This is a genomic window from Spelaeicoccus albus, assembly GCF_013409065.1.
Taxonomy (GTDB): domain Bacteria; phylum Actinomycetota; class Actinomycetes; order Actinomycetales; family Brevibacteriaceae; genus Spelaeicoccus; species Spelaeicoccus albus.
The window spans coordinates 3376551-3393766 of the sequence record NZ_JACBZP010000001.1 but is presented as its reverse complement, the minus strand read 5'-3'; the positions used below and the strand labels follow the sequence as shown (position 1 = coordinate 3393766).

12 protein-coding genes are annotated in these 17216 nt (G+C 66.5%); 11 read left to right on the top strand and 1 reads right to left on the bottom strand.

Going from position 1 to position 17216, the window contains the following annotated elements; translation table 11 throughout:
• The first annotated feature begins 223 nt into the window (after positions 1-223).
• The 3 genes from leuS (at position 224) to nadE (ending at position 5255) form a co-directional block, all read left to right on the top strand.
• The gene (leuS, locus tag BJY26_RS15695; RefSeq protein WP_179429130.1) at positions 224-2725 is read left to right on the top strand and encodes a leucine--tRNA ligase; all 2502 of its coding nucleotides are present in this window, start codon (positions 224-226) and stop codon (positions 2723-2725) included.
• An 89-nt stretch (positions 2726-2814) separates the two neighbouring features.
• On the top strand, positions 2815-4281 hold the full coding sequence (locus tag BJY26_RS15690; protein WP_179429129.1) for an NAD-dependent succinate-semialdehyde dehydrogenase: 1467 nt from the start codon (positions 2815-2817) through the stop codon (positions 4279-4281).
• Between the two features lie 152 nt (positions 4282-4433).
• The gene (nadE, locus tag BJY26_RS15685) at positions 4434-5255 is read left to right on the top strand and encodes an ammonia-dependent NAD(+) synthetase (RefSeq protein ID WP_179429128.1); all 822 of its coding nucleotides are present in this window, start codon (positions 4434-4436) and stop codon (positions 5253-5255) included.
• Positions 5256-5368: 113 nt separating this feature from the next.
• Here the strand turns inward: nadE and BJY26_RS15680 are convergent, their stop codons facing one another.
• On the bottom strand, positions 5369-6379 hold the full coding sequence (locus tag BJY26_RS15680; protein ID WP_179429127.1) for a type IV toxin-antitoxin system AbiEi family antitoxin domain-containing protein: 1011 nt from the start codon (positions 6377-6379) through the stop codon (positions 5369-5371).
• Between the two features lie 224 nt (positions 6380-6603).
• Between BJY26_RS15680 and BJY26_RS15675 the strand changes: the two genes are divergently transcribed.
• Genes BJY26_RS15675 through BJY26_RS15640 form a run of 8 tightly spaced genes read left to right on the top strand, consistent with a single transcriptional unit; the run spans position 6604 to position 16957 of the window.
• Entirely contained in the window at positions 6604-7893 is a 1290-nt protein-coding gene (locus tag BJY26_RS15675) for an MFS transporter (RefSeq protein ID WP_179429126.1), read from the top strand.
• A gap of 25 nt (positions 7894-7918) precedes the next feature.
• Entirely contained in the window at positions 7919-8632 is a 714-nt protein-coding gene (locus tag BJY26_RS15670) for a maleylpyruvate isomerase family mycothiol-dependent enzyme (RefSeq protein ID WP_237248784.1), read from the top strand.
• 3 nt (positions 8633-8635) lie between these two features.
• Complete coding sequence (locus BJY26_RS15665) at positions 8636-9274, top strand: hypothetical protein (protein ID WP_179429124.1); 639 nt, start codon at positions 8636-8638, stop codon at positions 9272-9274.
• 35 nt (positions 9275-9309) lie between these two features.
• Positions 9310-10938 carry a bifunctional 3'-5' exonuclease/DNA polymerase gene (locus BJY26_RS15660; protein ID WP_237248763.1) on the top strand — a complete coding sequence of 543 codons (1629 nt, stop codon included), beginning with the start codon at positions 9310-9312 and terminating at the stop codon, positions 10936-10938.
• A gap of 60 nt (positions 10939-10998) precedes the next feature.
• Entirely contained in the window at positions 10999-12552 is a 1554-nt protein-coding gene (locus BJY26_RS15655) for an FAD-binding oxidoreductase (protein WP_179429123.1), read from the top strand.
• 41 nt (positions 12553-12593) lie between these two features.
• On the top strand, positions 12594-13487 hold the full coding sequence (locus tag BJY26_RS15650) for a DegV family protein (protein WP_179429122.1): 894 nt from the start codon (positions 12594-12596) through the stop codon (positions 13485-13487).
• A gap of 57 nt (positions 13488-13544) precedes the next feature.
• Complete coding sequence (locus BJY26_RS15645) at positions 13545-14570, top strand: ComEA family DNA-binding protein (RefSeq protein WP_179429121.1); 1026 nt, start codon at positions 13545-13547, stop codon at positions 14568-14570.
• A complete protein-coding gene (locus BJY26_RS15640) occupies positions 14570-16957 on the top strand; it encodes a ComEC/Rec2 family competence protein (protein WP_179429120.1) in 2388 nt (795 codons plus the stop codon). Before BJY26_RS15645 ends, BJY26_RS15640 begins: the two co-directional genes overlap by 1 nt.
• The last annotated feature ends 259 nt before the right edge of the window (positions 16958-17216 follow it).

The following is a 17216-nucleotide window of genomic DNA, read 5'->3' as shown; positions in this document are numbered from 1 at the left end:
CGCGGATTCGCGCGGTCCGTGAGCCAATCGAGACAAAACCAGATACCCGTGGGTGGGATACCATGGGCGTGTGAAAGAAAAGCGACTTACCGACTGACCGCGCGCACGCCTTGTCGCGCGGTACGCCCCTTGCACCGGTAAGGGGCTTTTTAACGTCCGGACGGCGCGCCGGCCGAAACGATGCGTCATTAACCCGACAGCCAACCAGACAGAAGGACAGCCGATGACCGAAACCACCAGCAGCTCGCAGCAGGATGCGGAATACGACTTCCGCACCCTTGAAGCTCGGTGGCGCCCGGTGTGGGACGAACTCGACCTGTTCGACAGCGGCCGTTCGGGCGATAATCGGCCGAAGAAGTACGTGCTCGACATGTTCCCGTACCCGTCCGGCGACCTGCACATGGGGCACGCGGAAGCATTTGCCTTCGGCGACGTCGTGGCGCGGTACTGGATGCACCGCGGCTACAACGTGATGCACCCGATCGGCTGGGATTCCTTTGGCCTGCCCGCTGAGAACGCGGCCATCAAGCGCAACTCCCATCCGGGCGAATGGACGTACAAGAACATCGACACCCAGGCCGAATCGTTCCGCCGGTACGCCATCGCCGTGGACTGGAAGCGGCGCCTGCACACTTCCGATCCGGAATACTACCGGTGGACGCAATGGCTGTTTTTGAAGTTTTACGCGCGCGGTTTGGCCTACAAGAAGGATTCGCCGGTCAACTGGTGCCCGAAGGATCAGACGGTCCTGGCCAATGAACAAGTGGTCAACGGCGCCTGCGAGCGGTGCGGCACGCCGGTGACCAAGAAGAACCTCAACCAGTGGTATTTCAAGGTCACCGACTATGCGCAACGCCTGCTTGACGATATCGACGACTTGGAGGGCCGCTGGCCGTCGCGAGTCCTGGCCATGCAGCGCAACTGGATCGGACGGTCGTCCGGCGCGCAGTTGCGCTTCGTCGTCGAAGCGGAGGACGGCGCAGCAGAGCGGCAGATCGAGGTCTTCACGACCCGGCCCGACACGGTGTTCGGCGCCACGTTCATGGTGGTGGCCGCCGACGCGGACCTGACGGAAGACCTCGTCACCGATGCGCGCCGCGCCGAGCTCGACGAGTATCGCGAGCAGGTCAAGACGCTCAGCGAGATCGAGCGGCAGAGCACCGAACGCCCGAAGACCGGCGTGTTCCTGGGCCGCTATGCGATAAATCCGCTCACGGGCGAGAAGCTGCCGGTCTGGGCCGCCGACTACGTGCTCGCCGATTACGGCACCGGCGCCATCATGGCGGTTCCGGGGCACGACCAGCGCGACCTCGACTTCGCGCGTGCCTTCGACTTGCCGGTCCGAGCCGTCGTCGACACCGGCGAAGGCGATCCCGCCGAGACCGGCGTCGCCACCAGCGGGGACGGCAAATTGATCAATTCCGGTGAGCTGAACGGCCTGACCAAGGACGACGCGATCGCGCGCGCCATCGACATGGTCACCGAACGCGGCACCGGTGAAAAAACCATCACCTTTCGGCTGCGCGACTGGCTGCTGTCGCGTCAGCGGTTCTGGGGCGCACCGATCCCGATCATCCACTGCAGCGAATGCGGCGAGGTTCCCGTCCCGGACGATCAACTGCCCGTCCGGCTGCCGGACAACCTCAAAGGCGAGCAGCTCGCGCCCAAGGGCACGTCGCCGCTGGCAGCTGCCGAAGACTGGGTGAACGTGCCGTGCCCGAGCTGCGGTGGCGCCGCCACGCGCGACACCGACACGATGGACACGTTCGTCGACTCGTCCTGGTATTACCTGCGGTACACGTCGCCGGGGGACACCGAGCGTGCGTTCGATACCGAGAAAGTGGCCGAATGGCTGCCTGTCGACCAGTATGTCGGCGGCGTCGAGCACGCCATCTTGCATCTGCTCTACAGCCGGTTCTTCACCAAAGCGCTCTACGACATGGGCATGCTGAACTTCCAAGAGCCCTTCACCCGGCTGCTCAACCAGGGCCAAGTCATCAACGAGGGCAAGGCCATGAGCAAGTCGCTGGGCAACGGCGTCGACCTCGGCGCCGAAATGGACGAATTTGGTGTGGACGCCGTCCGCTTGACCATGGCGTTCGCCGGCCCGCCCGAGGACGACGTCGATTGGGCCGATGTGTCGCCGGCCGGCTCGGCGAAGTTTTTGGCCCGCGCCTGGCGTTTGGCCGGGGACGTCGCGTCCGCGCCGGGAACCGACCCGGCCGGCGGGGATACGGCGCTACGCAAGCAGACGCACAAGACCGTCTCGGAAGCCGCCGCGCTGATCGAGAACAACAAGTTCAACGTCGTCGTGGCCCGTGCCATGGAATTGGTCAACGCCGTCCGCAAGACCATCGACTCCGGGGCGGGCGCGTCCGATCCGGCAGTGCGCGAGGCCGCCGAAGCCGTCACCATCCTGCTCAGCCTGTACTCGCCGTACACTGCCGAGGACATGTGGGCCCGGTTGGGCCATGAGCCGGGCGTTGCACTGGCCGCGTGGCCGGACGTCGACGAGTCGCTGCTGGTCGATGAGACGGTCACGTGCGTCGTCCAAGTACAAGGCAAGGTGCGCGACCGGCTCGAGGTTGCCCCGGGCATCGCCGCGGACGAGCTGGAAAAGCTCGCGACGTCGTCCGACGCGATCGTGAGGTTTATCGGCGGGCGCGGTGTGCGTAAGGTGATCGTACGGGCGCCGAAGCTCGTGAACATCGTGATAGGAGAGTGATCGCTTCAGTCCAGTGCCTCGCGCCGACCGTCTCCCGGATACCTCCACAGCGCAAGTAACACCTTCTTTACGATGAGGGAGAATTTTTCATGACAGTTACATCCTCCGAATCCGCAGTCATCTCGTCAGTGCCCAAGCAGCTGTTCATCGGCGGAAAATGGATCGACGGGGGTGCCGGCGGCACTATCGACGTGGTCGATCCGTCGACCGGCACGTCGCTGTGCAGCATCGCGGATGCGACCGAAGCGGACGGCCGCGCGGCTCTGGACGCCGCCGTCGCCGCACAAAAGGAATTCGCTGCAACGAGCCCGCGGTTCCGTGCCGATATTCTGCGCCGCGCTTTCGAACTGCTTCATGAGCGGATCGACGAGCTCGCGCTGATCATGACCCTGGAAATGGGCAAGCCGCTGGCCGAGTCGAAGGGCGAAATCGTGTACGCGGCCGAGTTCTTCCGGCACTTCTCCGAAGAAGCGGTCCGCATCACCGGCAATTATCAGACGTCACCCAAGGGCGATGCGCGGTTCATCGTGACCAAGCAGCCGGTCGGTCCGTGCATCCTGATCACGCCGTGGAACTTCCCGATGGCCATGGGCACCCGCAAGATCGGTCCGGCCATCGCCGCAGGCTGCACGTCGGTGATCAAGCCGGCCACTCTCACGCCGTTGTCGATGTTGGCGCTTGCCGATATCTTGCGCGAGGCCGGACTTCCGGACGGCGTGGTCAACGTCATCACGACGTCGCACACGGGTGCCGTGATGGAGCCGCTCATTCGGTCGGGCAAAGCGCGCAAGCTTTCGTTCACCGGGTCGACCGAGGTCGGCGTCAAGCTGCTCGAGCAGTCGGCCGAGAAGGTACTGCGCACGTCGATGGAGCTCGGCGGCAACGCCCCGTTGCTGGTCTTCGAGGACGCCGATCTGGATAAGGCCATCGACGGCGTCATGGCGGCGAAAATGCGCAACGGCGGCGAGGCGTGCACGGCCGCCAACCGCATCTACGTCCAGCGCGGCATCATGGAGCAGTTCTCGGCGAGGCTCTCGGAACGAATGGGCGCGCTGACCGTCGGCCGCGGCACGGTGGAGGGCACCGACGTCGGCCCGATGGTGGACGGCACCCAGCAGAACAAGGTCGCCGACCTGGTCGACGACGCCGTGTCGAAGGGCGCGACGGTGCTCACCGGCGGGTCGAAGCCGGACGGCGACGGGTTCTTCTATTCGCCGACCGTACTGTCGAACGTGCCGGCGGACGCGCGGCTGGCCAACGAAGAGATCTTCGGACCCGTTGCACCGCTCATCCCGTTCGACGACGAGGACGAAGCGATCGAGAAGGCCAACGACAGCGAATTCGGTCTGATCGCATACGTGTTCACGACCGAGTTGAACAGGGCGTTGCGCGTGTCCGAAGCACTCGAGGCGGGCATGATCGGCTTGAACCAAGGCGTCGTGTCGAATCCGTCGGCGCCGTTCGGCGGCGTCAAGGCCTCGGGACTCGGCCGCGAGGGCGGGCCCGAGGGCATCGACGAGTTCCTCGAAACGAAATACATCGGCATGTCGATGTAAAAAGCGACTATGTCAAACAGTTCTGCGCAAGCAGAGCCGTCGTGGGGAGGGTCGGGGCCGTTCGGGCCCCGGCCTTCCGCGCGCTCGGGCCATCCGCGCGTTCAGGCCCTCCGCACGTTCAGGCGTTCGAGGGCCCGTCATAGGGTAGAGCCATGCGGGACAAGCAGCGAGAGATCATCGGCGCCCTAGGCGTCCAACCGTCCATTGACCCGGCAGCCGAGATCAAGGCGCGCATCGGCTTTCTGAAGAGTTATCTGGCCGGCAGCGGCGCGCACGGCGCGGTGCTGGGGATCAGCGGCGGACAGGATTCGTCGCTGGCCGGCCGACTGACGCAGCTGGCCACGGAAGAGTTGACGGCGTCCGGGCACCCGTGCGAGTTCCTCGGGGTCCGGCTGCCGTACGGCAGGCAACTCGACGAGGACGACGCGTCGTTGGCCTGCGAATTCATCGCGCCGACCACGCTGATGACGTTCAATATCGTCTCCACCGTCGATGCGCTGGCCGGCGAGTTCGCTGCGGAGTGCGGCACGGCCCTCACGGACTTCAACAAGGGCAACGTCAAGGCGCGTGCCCGGATGATCACGCAGTACGCGATCGCCGGGCAATTCAATTACCGGGTCATCGGCACCGATCACGCCGCCGAGGCCGTCACCGGCTTCTACACCAAATACGGGGACGGCGCCGCCGACCTCACGCCGCTGGCCGGGCTGACCAAGCGCCAAGGCCGAGCCTTGCTGGCCGAGCTCGGCGCACCGGACAGGCTCTACCTGAAAACGCCGACGGCCGATCTGCTTGACGACGAGCCCGGCCAGACCGATGAGGCCAATCTCGGCCTTTCCTACGACGATATCGACACGTATCTCGAAGGCGGCGATGTCGACCCGGATGTGGCTCGCACAATCGAGAGCAAGTACGCGGCGTCCGAGCATAAGCGCCGGATGCCGGCCGCGCCGTACGACACCTGGTGGCGCTAAGGCCCGGCACCCCTCTCGCCAGGATCGCGATGCGGTTTGTATCTGTAGATGCAGGTTGGTCCGGCATCGTCGGGAACATTCCGCATCGTCGGCACGAAAAGGCATCACGGCGATCACCGGGAACGGGACTTTCGTGCCTGAGCCCGGCGAGCGGCGTCCGCGATTCGACGATAGACCTCGCCCGGATGGTGCAGGTCTTTCCACGTCAGCCTGACGATCTCCCAGCCGAGTTCTTGGATGTCGTTATGCCGTTGCCGTTCGGCAGACAGCGTGGCCGCGACGTCCTTCGAGTACGGTTCGCGGTATTTCATCTCACCGTCTACTTCGACTATCACTCCGAGGCTCGGGAATCCGAAGTCCGAGAAGTACACCCGGTTCCGGGTGCGAGTTTCGATTTGCTGGACCGGGTCCGGAAGGCCGAGGTCTTTGAACACGACGCGGGCCAGCGACTCGGCTGCCGATTCCGACGCCGCGCCGGCGAACTCGATGGACGTGCGAGCCACGGCGGCACCGCGCGGCCGGAGCCGATTCAGCCGTTCGAGCCAGACGGCGCGGCACCGCGCGGCCGCCGCGGCTGCGGACTCGGGTGATCTGTCACGTTTCGGAACGAACTTATGCATCGCAGATTCGACCATTGCCACGCCGTCCGTGAATGACAGGGCGGCGGCACAATCGACGACTGTCCGGTCCAACGAAGTGACTGCCCTGTTGCGAAGCGCCATCACTTCGCCGGAGACATCCGCCCGGTGTAAACGGATACCATCGGCGCGCCGCTCCGTCCGACAGCTGACCTTGGTGATGTCGATGTCGTGCGGGCGCGTCAAGAGCGCCAGCGAGTGCAAGAACGCCGCCGAGCGGTGACTGAACGCCGAATACGGCATGCGTGCCATTCCTCGAAGCGCCGCACCGTACAACCGGGCGTCGTATCGGGCGTCGGCATCCCGCTCGTCCCACTCCGACCGGATGGCCAACACGCCATGAACTACCCGGACCAAGTCGCCGCGCTGCACCCGATCACTTTGCATCTTCCGCGTCATCCCATGCATCTCGGCTTGCCGCGACGTGATGAGCCCGTACTGACGTGACGCAATCTGTGCAACATCGGCGGGCAAATGGAAAGTCATGGAGGAAATACTTCGCCTTCAACGCGCCGACCGCCATGCCGGTTCGATCGATTGTGGATAACTCGACTGAACGTCCCGGCTGTGGACGCAAGGGGGCTGGCCTTGTTCGCGATGCGGAATGTGTCCGGTGATGCACCCCGTCCTCGCATCAGCGCACACAAACCGCATCGTCCGCATAACGGGAAGCGCTGCGCCGCCCCGGCGTCGATCAGTACCCTGGCCGAATGACCTCGCAATCCCCGCCGGCAGTCGTCAATCAGGCCGCCCAAAAGCACAAAACCCGCCAGATCATGGCCTCATCCATCGGCAATGTGATCGAGTGGTACGACTGGTACACCTATTCGTTCCTGGCCGGAATCTTCGCGGGGCAGATCTTCGCCGCGGACAACCACCTGGTCTCGGTGCTCGAGGCCTTCGCCGTTTTCGCAGTCGGATTCTTCCTGCGCCCCATCGGCGGCCTGCTCATCGGGTTCCTTGCCGACCGGTGGGGACGGAAGAACACCCTCACCCTCACCATCATGCTGATGGGCGCCGGCAGCTTGATCGTCGGCCTGTGCCCCACGTACGAGACGGTCGGCGCGTTGTCGCCGGTCATCCTGGTATTCGGCCGGTGTGTGTCCGGCCTCTCGATCGGCGGCGAGTTCGCGGCCAATACGACGTGGCTCGTCGAGTCGGCGCCTCCTGGGCGGCGCGGCTTCTTCTCGTCGTTCCAGTACGTGTCCACGACCATCGGCCAGCTCATCGCGTCCGGGTTCGCCGCGCTGCTCACCGGACTGCTCACCGAATCCAGCATGTCGTCGTGGGGATGGCGCCTTCCGTTCATCGTCGGTGCGTTGATCTGCATGGTCGGCCTGTGGATCCGGGCCGGAGCCGCGGAGACGCGGCAGACGGACAAGGCGGTCCGGCGACCCAAGATGTTCGACGCGATCATCCATTACCCGAAGGCGTCGCTGATGATCTGCGGTATCACGATTGCCGGCACCATCGCCTATTACACGTGGACGACGTACCTGCCAAGCTATGCGCAGGAAAACAGCGGGATCACCGCCAGCAAATCGCTGATGATTTCGACAATCGGACTGGCGTTTTTCTGCGTCATCCAGCCGTTCATGGGAATGCTGTCCGACCGGATCGGACGCAAGCCGATGCTGCTGGCGTCGTCCGGCATTTTCGCGGTCGGCATCGTCCCGGCTCTCGCACTGGTCCGCAGCGTCACCGGATTCGTGCCGCTCCTCGTCGTCGTGCTGGTCGGCATGGTGATCCTTGCGGCCTTCACGTCCATCAGCGCAGCCGTCAACGCCGAGCAATTCCCGTGGCATGTGCGCGCAGCCGGCGTCGGATTCCCGTATTCGCTGACCGTCGCGATTTTCGGCGGCACAGCTCCGTACGTCGGCACGTGGATGACGAAAATCAGCCATCCGGAGTATTTCGGTTGGTATATCGCGGCCTTGTGCGCGATCTCATTTGTCGTTTACCTGTTCCTGCACGAGACTCATAACAAGGAACTCGATTAACGCACGGGGCGAAGGAGCGTGAGTGATGGCACCACCGGCCGAGGAATTCGCGTGGCTGGCCGATGCGCGGCGTGCATGGGCGGATGAGTTGGCGAAGCTGGACGACGAATCGCTGACCAAGCCGGGGCTGTTACCGGGCTGGACCCGGCAGCACATCGTCGTCCACGTGGCGCACAATGCCGTCGCCATCGGCAATCTGTTGCACTGGGCGCAAACCGGCGTCGAAACTCCGATGTACGTCTCGCCCGAACGGCGCGACGCCGACATCGATGCCGGTGCGGCGCTGCCGGCACGGGAGGCGATCGCCTTGTACGAGAAGACCGATGCCGATCTGCAGCACGCCATCGACACCACCACCGATCTGCAGTGGCGGGCCCTCGTGCGTACCCGGCAAGGACTCGAAGTCGAAGCCGCCACAGTCATTTGGATGCGTGCCCGCGAACTCTGGGTGCACCTGGCGGACTTGGCGACCGGTCGCGGGTTCGACTCGGTGCCGGACGGCGTCCTGCGCCGGACGCTGCGAAACGTGCTGTCGTCGTGGCGTAGCCGCGACGAGGGCCTTGACCTGGTGGTGCGGCCCGACAACGGCGTGTCATTCGCGGTCGACACCGGCAACCCGGGCCACACCAAGGTGACGGGATCGCTTGCCGCCGTCACGGCCTGGGCCACCGGCCGCGGGTCGGACGGCGTGAGCGTGGCCGGAACCGGCACCATCCCCGACGCCCCCGTTTGGCTGTGAGCGATGACCGACCCCAGTAATGAGCCCGACGACGAGCCGATCACCGGTGAAGTGATCGACGACGGCTCGGCGGCCGGCGAATCGACGCGCGGCCTGGCCGCTCAGATCGTGCAAATGCTGTACGTGACGGTGCAGGTGGCGCGGATCCCGCTGATGCTCGTGATCCTGCTGCCCGTCGTGCCGGCCCTCGTGGCGCTGGCCTTCGGATTCGTCCTGGGCGGCGGGTGGCTGCTGGCCGCCGCGATCATCTTCGTGGTGGGCTTGGCGTCGCCGGCGCTGCTGTGGGTGCAGCGCCGATCGGCCATCAAATCGGTGGAGGATCCCGACGACCTGACTACCGAGGTCGCCCGTGCACTCGATCTCCCCGGAGCGTTCGGTGACGCCGGCCGGGCCGTGCGCGGCGTCCGCAGCCTGCATTTGGGCTCGGGCAACATCTTCGGCCGAATGCGCCGGCTGCACAACTGGTTCGCAGGCGCGACCGACGTCGTCACCCGGTTCACGGAATTTCCGAAGCTCCGCCCGTTCCTGCCGCCGCGGCTGATGTTCACCTGGTACTTCACACTTGCCTCGGCCATCGGCGCGGCGGTGTTCGTCGTTTTCGCGATCATCGAGATCATCGCGTTGATCGCCCGGCTGTTCTGACGGCGCTTGTCGGTGGCGGCCGCGATAATGGAAAAGTGCAGCCCACATCCGCGTATTTGCTCGTAGCCGGGGTGCCGCGGGAGCGGTACGTCCTTGCCGAGGCCGATGCGGCAGGCAGCGTCATCGGCCGTCCGGAGACCGTGACGCCGGACGGTCTTGCCGAGGCGTTCGCCGGACGTGACGCCGACCATCGCCGGTGGGTGTTCGATGACGTGCGGCGCTGGTATCCGGCCATCGTCGCGGCCGGGGTGCGCTTGACCCGATGCCACGATCTCCGGCTGTGCCGGGCGATTCTGGCGGGGTCGGAGCTGTCGCCCGGTCTCGCCGGCACGGAATTCTCGGTTCCCGATGTCACCCCGTCCGGCCCGCCCGCGCTGTTCGGCAACGACGGCGGCACCGCGCTGGACGACGTCGAATCCGAGCTGCGCAGGCAGGTCACGGCCTTGGCCGATGCCGACGAGCCGTGGCGGTTGCGCTTGTTGTGCGCGGCCGAATCGGCCGGCGGCCTGCTCGGCGTCGAAATGACTGCGGACGGCGTGCCCTGGCGCGCCGACGTCCACGACGCCCTGCTGAAAGACGCCCTCGGCCCGCGCCCGGCGCCCGGATACCGTCCGGCCGGACTGGAAGCACTGGCCGCGAACGTGCGCAGCGCGCTCGACGCGCCCGAACTCAACCCCGACTCGCCCGCTGAAGTGCTCAAGGCGCTGCAGTATGCCGGGCTTCGCGTCGAGACGACCCGCTCGTGGGAGCTGAAACGGCTGACGCACCCGGCCATTGCACCGCTGCTGGAGTACAAGAAGCTCTCCCGGCTCATGACGGCGAACGGTTGGGCGTGGCTGGACGAATGGGTCAGCGACGGCCGGTTCCGTCCCGAATATGTGCCGGGCGGCGCGTCGAGCGGACGCTGGGCGGCAAACGGGGGCGGCGCGTTGCAGATCCCGGCACAAGTGCGGCCGGCCGTGCGCGCGGACGACGGGTGGAAGCTCGTCGTCGCGGACGCCGCGCAGCTCGAACCGCGCGTGCTTGCGGCGCTGTCCGGCGACAGCGCCATGATGGAAGCCGGCCGGGAACGGGACTTGTACGCCGGAATCGCGGCGCAGGGGTTCGGCGGAGACCGCGCGCACGCAAAGGTCGCCATGCTCGGCGCCATCTACGGCTCGACCACTGGTGAAAGCGGCAGGCTGATGCCTCAGCTGCGCCGAACGTTCCCTCGCGCCGTCGGTTACGTCGAGGATGCTGCACGGACCGGTGAACGCGGCGGCATCGTGACCACCCGGCTCGGCCGCAGCTGTCCGCCGGCCGGCGACGACTGGGCGGCAATGCTGCGAACCGTCTCGGCCGAAGAAGAACGGCGCGCCGTGGGCATCGCCCGGTCGCGCGGCCGATTCACTCGCAACTTCGTGATCCAAGGCAGCGCCGCCGACTGGGCATTGTGCTGGCTGGCCGAGTTGCGCTCTGCGCTGCGCCGGATTTCCGACGAACCGCGGCTCGTGTTTTTTCTGCACGATGAAGTCATGGTGCACTGCCCGGCGGGGATGGCCGGGCAGGTCGCCGAGGCGATCGACGATGCCGCGGCTGCCGCCACGCACCTGATGTTCGGCGATATTCCCGTGACGTTCCCACTCACGACGTCGGCGGTCGACGCGTATTCCGACGCGAAATAGGCACGCGAGCGATGCCGTACCGTTGACCGCCGATCCGCGAGCGGCTGGCATAGTGGCACCATGAATATCCCTCGCCGTGCGGCTCTGGCTCTGGCGCCCGCCGCACTACTTGCCGGGTGCGGCGTCAGCGGCAGCGACGAAAAATCGCCGAGCGGCAGCGCGTCGCCGAGCGGCAGCAGTCCGGGAACCCCCACTCACGCGGGCAAACCGCAGTGGTCGACGTTGGCCGACAACCTGCGCGGTGAGCTCGTACGCCCGTCCGATTCGTCTTACGACAGCCTGAAAAAGGTCGAAAATCCCCGCTACGACGATGCCCGCCCGCTGGCGTTGCTCCGAGCCAAGAATGCCAAGGACGTCGCGGCAGGCCTGAAATTCGCGGCGCACTACGACGTGCCGATCGCGGTGCGGTCGGGCGGACACAATTACGCCGGCTGGTCGGCCGGAGGCGCTCCCGGCACGCACGTACCGCGGTCCCTGGTGATCGACCTGCGCGACCTCGCTGACGTGAGCGTCGGCGGCAACGGCACCGCGACGGTCGGCGCCGGCGCGCAGCTGATCGACGTCTACGCCGCAGTTGCCGACAAGGGACGCGCCATTGCGGCCGGCTCGTGTCCGACCGTCGGCGTGACGGGACTGACGCTCGGCGGGGGAGTCGGAGTGCTCACCCGCTCGTACGGGCTGACCTGCGACCAGGTCGAGTCCGTCGACATCGTCACGGCCGACGGCACGGTCCGCACCGTCGACTCCAAGCATGACGCCGACCTCTTCTGGGCCTGCCGCGGCGGTGGCGGCGGACAGTTCGGTGTCGTCACCGGATGGAAATTCCGCACCCGTTCCGCCCCGACGGTCAGCGTATTCTTTCTGGAGTTCCCGGCGTCCCGGGCCACCGACGTGATCGACGCATGGCAACGATGGGCGCCGACCGCGGACAAACGGCTGTGGTCGACGTGCAAATACCTGTCCGGCGCCAAACACCCGACCCCGGTGCTCAAGGTCGCCGGCACGTGGATCGGCTCGTCGGGACTGGACGAGCAAATCGACGAGTTCATCGATGCGGCCGGTGCGCCGTCGTCCCGTTTTACCGGCACCCACTCGTACCTGGACGCCATGCTGCTCGAAGCGGGATGTTCCAAACTCGGCGTCAGCGAGTGCCACATCGGCCACGGCGGCGCGCTCGAGCGCGAAACGTTGAGCGCGACGTCCCACATCGCCGGCAGTCGCCTGTCGCGCACGGCGATCGGCGAATTGACGGACGCCGTCCAGCGGGCCCGGGCCGTGGACGGACTGGTCGAAGGCGGCGTGTCGTTGGACGCTCTCGGCGGGGCGGTCGAGCAGGGATCGGGGACGGCGTTCGCGTACCGGGACGCGCTGGCGTCGGTGCAATACACGGCGACGTGGCACTCCGGCGGCGGATCCGACGGGCGTGCCTACGACGGTTACGTGCACGATTTGCGCTCGACCATGGTTCCGCATTGGGGAACCGGCGCATACGTCAACTACGCCGATCCGACGCTTGATGCGAAAGACTACTTCGGCGCAAACGCGGCACGGTTGCGGTCGGTGAAGCGTGCCTACGATCCGCACGGCCTTTTCGACCAGCCGACATCGGTGTGAGCGTGCGGAGATTCCGGACCCCGGTGCAATAAGGTGGCGGCATGACCATCACGATCGTCACCGATTCGACGGCGGGCATCACCGACGCCGACGCGTGGGCGTCGGATGTTGCCGTGGTGCCGTTGCACGTGATAGTCGGCGACTCGAGCCGTCTCGAGGGCAGCGAGATCACTGCGGACGAGCTCGCCGCGGATTTGCGCGCCGGACGGCGTGCCGGCACCTCGATGCCGGCGGGCACGGATTTCGAGAGCGTCTTCCGCGCCGCTCGGGACTCGGGCGCGGACGGCGTCGTTGCCATCACCCTCTCCGGCGAGATCTCCGGGACGGCGCGCGCGGCATCATCGGCCGCGGAAATCGTCAACGCTGAATGGGGCGACGGGCACATCAACGTTCTCGACTCGCGGACGACCGCAGCCGAATTGCGGTTCGCCGTCGAGACTGCCGTGCTCGCGGCCGAATCCGGTGCCGACGTCGACGCGGTGGCCGCTGCGGCGTCGGCGGTGTTGGAAGAGTCGAACAGCTATTTTTACGTCGACACCCTCGAGTACCTGCGCCGCGGCGGACGCATCGGAGCCGCGTCGGCGTGGTTCGGCGGCGCTCTGGCCATCAAGCCGATCCTGCAAATGCGCGCCGGCGAGGTAGCGGCAGTGGAAAAGGTACGGACGTCGGGGCGCGCGTTGCGCCGGCTGGTGGCCATCGCCGAAGAGTCCGCACACGGGCACCCGGTCGAGTACGTCGTGCAGCATTTGGATTCCTATGACCGGGCGGCCAAAATCGCGGAGCGGCTCAAACAGTCGGACATGTGCGTATCATCGACGGTCCGGGAGGTCTCGGCGGTGATCGGAGCACACGTGGGGCCCGGAGTGCTGGGCATCACGGTTGTGCCGGCACGTACCGGCGACTTGACGGCACAGCCGCCGTCCGGCGCCGAATAATCCACAATCGGGCCGATCCGCCTATGTGACGGGTCCGCCCGGCGCTAGCGTGCCGGCATGCGGAACTCCGGCCGAATGTCACCGGCGGACCGGATGGCAGCGCTGATTGCGGCCGCCCGGTCCGACGAGGGTGCGCGCGCCGGGGACGCTGACCCGGTGCATCGTCGCCGCGCGAGCGGAGCCGGCCGGACCGGCCGCACCGGGGCGGACTCCGAACCCGATGACAGCGTCGAAGCCGAGGAAATTCCGACCAAGACTGGCGGTTGGATCCCCGAGACGAGGGCCGACGACGAGTCGAATCAGTCGCGGTTGCCGCGATGGCTCGCATCCCGATTGCCGCAGTCCCCGCGGATGGGAATCGCGTTGGGCGCCGGCGTCCTCGTACTTGTCGTCATGCTGATTGCCGGCGGGATCTTCGCGGTCCGATTTGCGACCGCCGCTCCGGCCGCGCATCCGGTCGCCGGTGATGCCGCTACGGCAACTCCCGGTGCGTCTGCCGCACCGCTCTCGTCTGTTGGGCCCTCCGATGAACCGTCGGAATCCACGGCGCCGGCTGCGCCCGCCCCGCTGCCCGGCACCGGGGCGTCCGGTACGTCGTCGTCCGGAACCGGCGTTTCCGAACGGGTCACCGTGCAAGTGGTCGGCGCGGTCCGAAAGCCCGGAGTGGTGACTTTGCCGGCAGGGTCGCGCGTCGTGGACGCGATCAAAGCGGCAGGGGGCGCGGGCGGCAAAGCGGATACTGCCGCGGTCAATATGGCACGCAAGGTCGTCGACGGCGAACAAATCCGGTTGCCGCGGGTCGGCGAGGAGCCGACCCCGGCGGCGCCGTCCGTGCAGCAGCCGGGGGATCCGGCCGCCGGATCGGCAGCATCGCCGCCCGGAACGACGCCGGCGTCAGTCAATCTGAACACCGCCGACTTGACCGAGCTTGAGACCTTGCCGAACATCGGCCCGGTGACCGCGCAAAAGATCATCGACTGGCGCACGCAGAACAACGGTTTCTCGTCGGTCGAGGACCTGCTGGATGTCTCGGGGATCGGCCCGAAGACGTTTGCGCAGCTGAAAGACCTGGTGACCGTGTAGTGCCCAGCAACGGCGCGCGATGGGGTGCCGACCTGCGCCTCATGGCACCGGCGTTGGCGGTCTGGGCGTCGGCCGGGCTGCTCACCGGCCAACGCTCCGGCCAGATGGCCGTGGTGGCAGGGTTCGCCGGTGCCGCAGGGGCGGCGTTCGCGGCGGCCGTCGTGACCGGCGCGGCAGTACGACGGGCTTTCGTCGCAGTAGGCATATGCCTGGCCGGCATCGCGTTGATCGGCGTGTCCATCGCTGTGCAGACCGCCGTGTGGGCGCCGAGCAACTTCCATGAGCTGGCCGCGCACCACCGCAGCGTGAACGCGCGGGCGACCATCACGCGCCCCGCGACACCCCTTCAAACGCCGGACAGGTTCTCGGGCGAAAACCGGTTTGTCGTTCATGCACGCCTCACCCGCGCGACCGGCGGGGGAGAGACTCTCACGCTGCGAGCGCCGGTCACGATCTTTGCCGGACCGTCGTGGGGTGAACTGGCGCCGGGCACGAGCGTGAGCGGCAGACTGCATCTCTCCTTGCCCGAGGCCGGACGACGGTCGGCGGCAGTTTGCCGGCCGTTCGGCGACCCGGCAGTACAAGCGCCGGCGCATGGAATAGCAAAGATGACCGGCGATCTCCGAACCGGGCTCAGGCAGGCATCGTCCGGCTTGGCACCCGACTCGGCCGGCTTGCTGCCCGGACTTGTGGACGGCGACACGTCGCGCGTGCCGGATTCGCTCGGCGCGTCAATGAAAGACACGGGCCTCACACACCTCGTTGCGGTGTCGGGTTCGAATTTGGCGATTCTTTCCGGGGCGGTGTTGGTGGTGGGTGTGTTGGTGGGGGTGGTGCGGTGGTTGCAGTTGGTGGGTGCGGGGGTGGTGTTGGTGGGGTATGTGCTGGTGGTGGGGCCGGATCCGAGTGTGCTCAGGTCGGCGGTGATGGCGTGGGTGGCGTTGTTGGGGTTGTTGTCGGGGCGGGGTGGGCGTGGGTTGCCGGCGTTGAGTTTGGCGGTGGTTGTGCTGCTGGTGGCGGATCCGTGGTTTGGGCGGGATTTCGGGTTTGCGTTGTCGGTGTTGGCGTGTGCGGGATTGTTGATTTGCGTGCGGCCGTGGGCTGCGGCGTTATCGGCGGTGATGCCGCGGTTTTTGGCGTTGGCGGTTGCGGTGCCGGCGGCGGCGCAGGCGTTTTGTGCTCCGGTGATTGTGTTGTTGCGTCCGCGTTTGTCGTTGTATGCGGTGCCGGCGAATTTGTTGGCGGCGCCGGCTGTGCCTGCGGCGACGATTCTCGGGGTGGTGGCGATGGTCGCGGCGGCGGTGTGGATGCCGGCGGCGAGGTTCGTCGCGTGGTGGGCGGGTTGGGGGACGGATTGGATTGCCGGGGTGGCGAGGTTTTTCGATGGTATGCCGGCGGCGACGGTGCCGTGGCCGGCGGGTTTGCCGGGGGCCGTGGTGCTGGTGGCTGTGACGGTGGTGGGGTGCGTGTTGTGTGCGGTGGCGTTGCGTTCGCGGCGGGCGTTCGTGGTCACGGCGGGGTTGACGGTCGCCTGTGTCGGGTTGTTGTGGCGCCCGGTGATGCGGTTGCCGGATCGGTGGCTTCCGGTCGCGGCGCCGGTGGTGATTTGTGATGTCGGGCAGGGCAGTGGGGCAGTGGTGCGGACGGGTGAGCATGCCGGGATGGTGTTCGATGTGGGGGAGGAGGCGGCGGATATCGACAGGTGTTTGTCGTCGATGGGGATTACTGAGGTGCCGTTGATCGTGTTGAGTCATTTCGATTTGGATCACGTCGGCGGTTTGTCCGGGGTATTGCAGGGCCGGAAGGTGGATCGTGTGTTGGTGTCGCCGTTGCGACAGCCGCCGGCGAACGCGGCGAGGGCGTACGCCGAGTTGGCCGGGGCGCAGCTGAAGCCGGATGTCGGGGAGGCTGGTATGAGCGGAGAGGTCGGGGGTGTCGGGTGGCGGCTGGTGTGGCCGTCTGCCGGTGGGAGCAGTGTGAGTGGGTCGGGGACGGTGAGTAATGAGTCGGCGCTGGTCGCGTTGGTGACGATTGACGGGAAGCGGGTGGTGTTTCCGGCTGATTTGGATGCGGCGACGCAGGCGGCGTTGCGGCGTGAGTTGGTGCGTGGGGAAGGTTCGGTGCCGCGGGTGGATGTGTTGGTGGTGGCTCATCACGGGTCGGCCGATCAGGATCCGGCGTTCAATCGGGCGTTGGCGCCGCGGGTGGCGGTGGTGTCGGTGGGGGCGGATAACGATTATGGGCATCCGGCGCCGGAAACGCTATCGATGCTGGCCGGGATGGGCGTGCCAACGTACCGGACCGATCGGTGCGGGTCGATCGCGCTTACGTTCGATCCGCAGCTGGCAGTAAGCACTCAACACGACTGCCACGGCGCCGGTTCCTAACAAAGGCGCCGGCCCGGCTCGTAGCCAAGCACAGAGACGCACGTTCGGGCACCTTCAACCCGGTTCGTATTCTGCTTGACTCTAGCGAGCTTCACCGAATGCTTTTAGGATGATCCGGTATCAATGTGCCTTGCGCGAATATTAGCCGCTAAGCGCTCGTGAATCTTCTAGTCACGCATGCCTTCCTCTTTGAGTGTCGACGTCCAATTGCGCTGGTCGGCCCGCGTGGCGCGTGGAATCTGGCATACATCCAACTTTG

Coding starts and splice junctions, on each gene's coding strand:
- BJY26_RS15655 (WP_179429123.1), top strand. CDS start 10,999: ATGAATATCCCTCGCCGTGCGGCTCTGGCTCTGGCGCCCGCCGCACTA.
- BJY26_RS15690 (WP_179429129.1), top strand. CDS start 2,815: ATGACAGTTACATCCTCCGAATCCGCAGTCATCTCGTCAGTGCCCAAG.
- BJY26_RS15680 (WP_179429127.1), bottom strand. CDS start 6,379: ATGACTTTCCATTTGCCCGCCGATGTTGCACAGATTGCGTCACGTCAG.
- nadE (WP_179429128.1), top strand. CDS start 4,434: ATGCGGGACAAGCAGCGAGAGATCATCGGCGCCCTAGGCGTCCAACCG.
- BJY26_RS15675 (WP_179429126.1), top strand. CDS start 6,604: ATGACCTCGCAATCCCCGCCGGCAGTCGTCAATCAGGCCGCCCAAAAG.
- leuS (WP_179429130.1), top strand. CDS start 224: ATGACCGAAACCACCAGCAGCTCGCAGCAGGATGCGGAATACGACTTC.
- BJY26_RS15665 (WP_179429124.1), top strand. CDS start 8,636: ATGACCGACCCCAGTAATGAGCCCGACGACGAGCCGATCACCGGTGAA.
- BJY26_RS15645 (WP_179429121.1), top strand. CDS start 13,545: ATGCGGAACTCCGGCCGAATGTCACCGGCGGACCGGATGGCAGCGCTG.
- BJY26_RS15650 (WP_179429122.1), top strand. CDS start 12,594: ATGACCATCACGATCGTCACCGATTCGACGGCGGGCATCACCGACGCC.
- BJY26_RS15670 (WP_237248784.1), top strand. CDS start 7,919: ATGGCACCACCGGCCGAGGAATTCGCGTGGCTGGCCGATGCGCGGCGT.